Origin of the sequence: Mesorhizobium sp. M8A.F.Ca.ET.021.01.1.1, from assembly GCF_003998025.1 — a bacterium.
Classification (GTDB): Bacteria; Pseudomonadota; Alphaproteobacteria; order Rhizobiales; family Rhizobiaceae; genus Mesorhizobium.
Genome location: NZ_RZSJ01000443.1, coordinates 1 through 5,326 on the forward strand (window position 1 = coordinate 1; position 5,326 = coordinate 5,326).

Annotated in this window: 8 protein-coding genes and 1 pseudogene; 2 read left to right on the forward strand and 7 right to left on the reverse strand. The window is 60.5% G+C overall.

Features of this window, described 5'->3' with window-relative positions:
- The 5 genes and pseudogenes from EOA36_RS26510 to EOA36_RS26535 all read right to left on the reverse strand — a co-directional run.
- The coding region (locus EOA36_RS26510; protein ID WP_145969318.1) for a cytochrome c at window positions 1–699 on the reverse strand (699 nt) is incomplete at its 3' end.
- 54 nt (window positions 700–753) lie between these two features.
- A complete protein-coding gene (locus EOA36_RS26515; RefSeq protein ID WP_127280078.1) occupies window positions 754–1,251 on the reverse strand; it encodes a hypothetical protein in 498 nt (165 codons plus the stop codon).
- Window positions 1,252–1,263: 12 nt separating this feature from the next.
- Window positions 1,264–1,571 (reverse strand): annotated as a pseudogene (locus EOA36_RS26520) (hypothetical protein).
- Between the two features lie 291 nt (window positions 1,572–1,862).
- Window positions 1,863–2,441 (reverse strand): ATP-dependent Clp protease proteolytic subunit, encoded by a 579-nt coding sequence (locus tag EOA36_RS26530; protein ID WP_210212428.1) that lies wholly within the window; start codon window positions 2,439–2,441, stop codon window positions 1,863–1,865.
- A gap of 74 nt (window positions 2,442–2,515) precedes the next feature.
- A complete protein-coding gene (locus EOA36_RS26535; RefSeq protein ID WP_189343634.1) occupies window positions 2,516–3,019 on the reverse strand; it encodes a ferritin-like domain-containing protein in 504 nt (167 codons plus the stop codon).
- Between the two features lie 186 nt (window positions 3,020–3,205).
- On the opposite strand from EOA36_RS26535, the gene EOA36_RS26540 reads away from it, so the two are divergent.
- A complete protein-coding gene (locus tag EOA36_RS26540) occupies window positions 3,206–3,517 on the forward strand; it encodes a hypothetical protein (protein ID WP_127280082.1) in 312 nt (103 codons plus the stop codon).
- Window positions 3,518–3,537: 20 nt separating this feature from the next.
- On the opposite strand, the gene EOA36_RS26545 is transcribed toward EOA36_RS26540, so the two are convergent.
- Window positions 3,538–3,852, reverse strand: coding sequence for a low affinity iron permease family protein (locus EOA36_RS26545; RefSeq protein WP_348629825.1), 315 nt, complete (start codon window positions 3,850–3,852; stop codon window positions 3,538–3,540).
- Window positions 3,853–3,958: 106 nt separating this feature from the next.
- Window positions 3,959–4,468 carry a pyridoxamine 5'-phosphate oxidase family protein gene (locus EOA36_RS26550; RefSeq protein ID WP_127280084.1) on the reverse strand — a complete coding sequence of 170 codons (510 nt, stop codon included), beginning with the start codon at window positions 4,466–4,468 and terminating at the stop codon, window positions 3,959–3,961.
- 178 nt (window positions 4,469–4,646) lie between these two features.
- Between EOA36_RS26550 and EOA36_RS26555 the strand changes: the two genes are divergently transcribed.
- A partial coding sequence (locus EOA36_RS26555; protein WP_245464476.1) for a phospholipase D-like domain-containing protein occupies window positions 4,647–5,326 on the forward strand: 680 nt, incomplete at its 3' end.

The following is a 5,326-nucleotide window of genomic DNA, read 5'->3' on the forward strand; positions in this document are numbered from 1 at the left end:
CGGGTCGACACCGCCCGCAAACCGCGTATCCGGTTTGATCGCACCGAAAACGTTGCGCGCGGAATGACATTCGGCGCAATGAGAGACCGTTTCAACCAGGTAGGCACCCCGGTCATGCACGGGATCTCCAGTGAGGTGGCTGGCGTTCTGTCCTTGGCGAAAAAACATCAGCTTCCATAGCCCGACGGACCGGCGGATGCGGAAAAGAAGCTTCGGGCGGTGCGGCGGCGCGCGCCCGGCCACTTTGGGGAGGGTCCGTAAATAGGCGTACAGATCTTTTACATCCCCCACCTTCATCCCGGTAAAACTCGTATAGGGAAATACCGGATAATAATGCTCCCGCGAAGGCGAGACGCCGCCGATCAACGCGTTCGCAAGATCCGCGACCGTCCACGCCCCAATGCCGTCCACTGGATCGGGGGAGATATTGGGCGGCCGAAATGTGCCAAAGGGCGAGGCGAGCGCCAAGCCGCCTCCGAGTTTCAAATCATCGGGTTGCCCGGGAGTTGTATGACAGGAAGCGCAGCCACCCGCAGCGAAGACAAGCTGGCCGCGCGCTGCATCGCCGGCCTCAGAAAACAACGGATCATCAGGCGAATACGGCGCCTGAACTTCGGTCAGATACCACAAAGTGGCCGAAGCGAGCCCCGTGGCCGCCAGAACCGCCACAGCAAGTGTAGGCCAAGAGGGCAGTCGCATTGGGACTTTTCCGCCGTATCCGCGCACGGCCGGATCTGTGCAGGCCGTCAGCGATCAGCTGAAGGGCTCATCAGGGCCGGACTTGCTGGTTTTTCGTGGATCGACGGCGGCAGCCTCCCGCTGCAGGTCAGCGAAGTCGACCGTCGCCACCACCGTGCCATGTTCGTCGCGCGCACGCACGGCCCATCCGAGCGGCGCTTCGCCCCGTGACAGTGCGTCTTGCCACAGGTCCTCGGCGGAGCGTTTGCATTCCTCAGCAGCTGCCTGAACGCTTGGAAACGACAAGCCGGTTACCGCGCGGATCCGGCCCTTTTCCTGGTATTCGAGGGTGTACAGGGACGCCTCCCGGTTGTTGGGCTCGGAGGGTCCGTTTGGGGCGCCGTCCTCGAATTGGGCCGCATGGAGCAGCATGACCTTGGCCCTCGCAATCAACTCGCCGTCGGACAGGGTCGTCGGGGCGTCCAGGGTCACTGCGATCTGTTCGCCTCCCTCGCCCTGGAACTCCACCACCGGAGTGCCGGCATGGTCGACAGTGGTAGCCACGATTTGCATGCGATCCTCCTGCTACATCTGGTCGTTGTAAAGCGTCTTGGTCTTGCCTACCTGCCGGCCAACTCGCCGAATGACGGGACTCCGGCTTCGTACTGCCCCCGATTGGCCAACAACAAAAGCCGCAGCGGAAAACAGATCGCGTCCCGGTTGGCGGGTGACATATCTTCGTAAACGCGCTCATCGCTGGTTACGGAGGCTTCGGCCTTGCGCAAAGCCACATCGATGTCATCGACCGACAACATGCCGCGATGGACGAGCGCGTTGTTGATTGCCGCGACCGCCATCATTAGGCCTTCGAGTTGGAGGTTCGCCGCGTTCATGTCCGATCCTTGACGTAGGCGCCGGGCTGACGACCCGATTTCGGCGCCTTGGCGTCTTTCGAATGCTCTGAAATGGCCGGCCCAGCGCCGGAGACTTTCTCCGTTGCCGGAGACGGCGTGGGATGGCGGCTCTGCCTTACCGCCGAGCGAGACCCGGGGACCGGAGCGGCTGGGACCTTGTCTGAGGGCATCACGGGACTCCTTGAATTGGCCTATCGAAACTTCCTATGCGAACGGAGGTTCCACCGTCGAAGCGGCAGCATTCTGCGTGTCGGCCGTTACCAAGGCCCGCTAGCGTAGCACGCCGGCCACGATCCCCAACTCGAGAGCCTCCCTGGCGTGGATGTAACAGTTTTTGGTCGCCCGCCGATAAAGCTCATCGGGGCTGAGCGTGCTTCCGGCGACGAGTTCGGTGAAGCCCTCCTTCTCCAATTGCTCCGCTGTCTCGAGCAAAGCCAGCTGCTCGCGAATGATCTGGATGCAAGACTTCATCGGGCCGTTAAGGGTTATGTTCGTCTCCATGCGCCGTTCATGCACAAGCAGAACCGCGTCCTCGGTAAGGAAGCGGCACGGCTTCGGGAAAGCGGCAAACACAGTCACGCCAGCCGAGTAGACATTCGTCTTGCCGACGCAATAAGCATTGCGGCCGCTGTGGCGACGAAAGAGCCGGATCTCATGAGCTATGCGTCGCGCCGCGTCGGCATCGCCGCCATTGGTGTTCAGTTCCATCAGCATGTCCTGGCCACTATCGCGCACGTCTTGGAGGCGCCCAAGGAAGAAGGGCACCGTGCCCTCGTTGATCAGGCCGTTGATGGAAATGTTGGGCTCGAACAACAGCTGCCGTTGGCTCGGGCCCTGGCCCGACGGCATTGCCTCCTCACGTGCGCCCCGCTCGGGTCGCGCGTCTTCATGGATAGTCATGTAGCGTTCCTCGATCGAGCCAATCAGGCCGCTTCTTGCAGGGCCCTTTGATTGACGCCCGCATCACCGAGCTTCGTCAGCGCTTCATCCGTCGCCTTCTCTTCCTTGAGCGTCTGCTCCAAAAGCGGAACCGCATCCTTCAGGCCAAGCAGGCCCGCCCAGGTCACCAAGGTCCCATAGCGGGCGATCTCGTAGTGTTCGACGGCCTGCGCTGCGGCTGTGAGCCCGGCATCGAGGGCCGGCGCATTCTCGAACTCCTCCAGGATCTCCTGCCCTTCCTCAAGAATGCCGTCGATCGCGGGGCAGACCTTGCCTTGGGGTCGCTTGCCGAAAATGTCGAAGACCTGCTGCAGGCGTTCAACCTGGGCCTCGGTTTCATCCCGATGCTTCTCGAAAGCGGCGGTCAGTTCGGCGGACTCCGCGCCCTTTGCCATCTTTTTGAGGGCGGCGAGTATCTTGCGCTCAGCGTAGTAAATGTCCTTCAGGCCGTCGTAAAACAGGTCTTCCAAGCCTTTTCTTTCTGCCATCTCTCTCTCCTGCTCCATTGGGCGTGCCAGGCACGCTGCAATCCAACCACCAGGCTGCCGGTTTGTTCCTCGTCGGCGCCCTCTTTCTCGGCACGTAGCCTTCCGCCTTAAGCTGAGGTGGCTGGCTCACAAGGGGCTATTGGAACCATGATGCCGGGGAGAAGTTCGGCGGCAGGAGGTATCATCATGTTCCCGACCAGAAGAACGCCATCCGAAGATCGAGGCGATGTCCAGGCAGGCAAAACGCATGACAAGACGCCCGGCTTCGACCCCGCGGCAGCGCCCTTAGAAACAGATGCGGAAGCCGCCGACACACCGGGTATCGCTGCTGCGGCTCCCTTGCGCGAGCCGGATTTCAACAACCAGGCTACCTTTGCCAATGCAATGCGACCGGTGGAAAGCGCGCCGCGCCCGCGCCGGAATTGGCCGTTACTTGTCATCGCCGCGGTCGTAGTTGTAGCAGCGGCGATTTTCGGCATCGCCGCATCGATGGGCTGAACGTTCCGCACCGATCAATGTCAGCGGTCATTCTGTCGCCGCTTTCGCTCGGCTTCGATCTCTTCGGGTTCCTTGTCGTCGATCTTGGCTGTCGTGCTGTCCGCCTTCGCAGAGGCGCGCAGCAGCTCGTCGAGCTTAGCATGCAAGGCTTGAGTGTCCCGATGCTCGGCGCGCTGTATGAACAGCGTCATCGCCCAGGTCGCCAGCGTCGCCACACCATGCCAGTCGAGACTGCTGCGTTCGAAAACCAGCCAAAGTCCGGTGTACGCAAAAAACACCAGAAAGGCGTACGGTCGCGACGTCACCGTACCGATCTTGGTAATGGCGCTCCTCACTTGATTGTTTCCCATTGTCATCGATCTCGAACGTCGCGCTACAAAGTCGACGACTCATCAGAGGCAAGGCCGCTTCCGACTTCCGCAACAAGCCTCACCGGAACTTTCAGAGTTGCACCTTGGCATTGTCGCCGACATCGGGCTTGGCCCCGGAAACTGCGGCGAAAACCATTTTCGCGGTGGCCATGACAAGCCCTGGGCTGTCCCACAATTCGCCTTCGTCCGGCGTGACCTTGATAAGCCTAATTTCAGGATCGCTGGCGCTTTCCCACCAGGCCTTGTCGGTCTTTTCCCAGAGCTCCGCGATTTTGCCTCTGTCGTTTGTCACTGCGGCCGACCCCGAGATCGTAACGTATTTGTAGTGGCTGCTGTCGCTCCAGGCCAACGTTACCTTGGGATATTTCGCCAACTGCTTGTTCTTGGCGCTGTCGTCATTGACGAGGAAATAGATGGCGCCCTCTTCCCTCCTGACGCGCGCCGAGAGAGGACGGGCGCGATTGTATTCCCCGTCCCACGTCACAAACATGCAGATGTCGATATCTCTGGCGAGCTCCCAAATCCGGTCCGTGGCCTGGACCGGGGTCAGGTCGCTATCTTGCTCTTGATCGTGGGTCATCAGTTGTCCTTCGGAACAGGGTGATTTGCTACAACTCCGGGAGGGTCTCGGCGTTCCACTTCAATCGCCGAGCGATACCACGCGGACCGGAGCCAACCCGGCCCATTCCATCCGGGAACCCTCATCCCAATCGAGAGTTCTTGTCGGGCGAATTCACCGTTTGAACATGGCGAGAGACGTGCGGCCGAGCATCTTTGGAACGCGATCTGCTATCAGAAAGGCGGTCGCCGCCCGGACAAAGCTTGGTCGCTGGCTCGATAAACTCAAATATCTTGCGGTTGCCATCACTGCGGGTCTGGTCACGCTGGCGGCGATTAACCTGATGCCGAATCCACGGGCGCTGCGCACCATCGTCCCACACGTTTTCGATGCCGAGGATCCCGCATTCGCAAGGAGCATGAGCAGCTATTCAAACGGACAGATGTTCGATGCAAACGCCGTACAGACCCTGGTCAATGGCGACGAGATCTTTCCCGCGATGCTGCGAGCGATCCATGCTGCTCATTCCAGCATCGATATGGAAACCTACATCTACTGGTCGGGAACAGTGGGCTACGACTTCGCCATGGCCTTGGCTGCGAAGGCGCGAGATGGCGTCGAGGTTCGCGTGCTTGTCGACTGGGTCGGCAGCCTGCCCTTCGACGAAGACTTGATCCACGTCATGACCAGCGCCGGAGTGCGGTTTCAGCGTTATCGACCCGTCCATTGGTATACGATGGATCGGGTGAACAATCGAACCCACCGCAAGCTGCTCATAGTCGACGGGAAGATCGCATTTACCGGAGGCGTCGGGATCGCCGACAACTGGCTGGGAGACGCACGCAACCCGAACGAGTGGCGAGACACCCACTATCAGGT

What these genes read in the sequence shown, in the direction of transcription:
- EOA36_RS26515 (WP_127280078.1), bottom strand. Translation starts at nt 1,251, where the DNA reads ATGCAAATCGTGGCTACCACTGTCGACCATGCCGGCACTCCGGTGGTG.
- EOA36_RS26535 (WP_189343634.1), bottom strand. Translation starts at nt 3,019, where the DNA reads ATGGCAGAAAGAAAAGGCTTGGAAGACCTGTTTTACGACGGCCTGAAG.
- EOA36_RS26540 (WP_127280082.1), top strand. Translation starts at nt 3,206, where the DNA reads ATGTTCCCGACCAGAAGAACGCCATCCGAAGATCGAGGCGATGTCCAG.
- EOA36_RS26550 (WP_127280084.1), bottom strand. Translation starts at nt 4,468, where the DNA reads ATGACCCACGATCAAGAGCAAGATAGCGACCTGACCCCGGTCCAGGCC.
- EOA36_RS26530 (WP_210212428.1), bottom strand. Translation starts at nt 2,441, where the DNA reads ATGCCGTCGGGCCAGGGCCCGAGCCAACGGCAGCTGTTGTTCGAGCCC.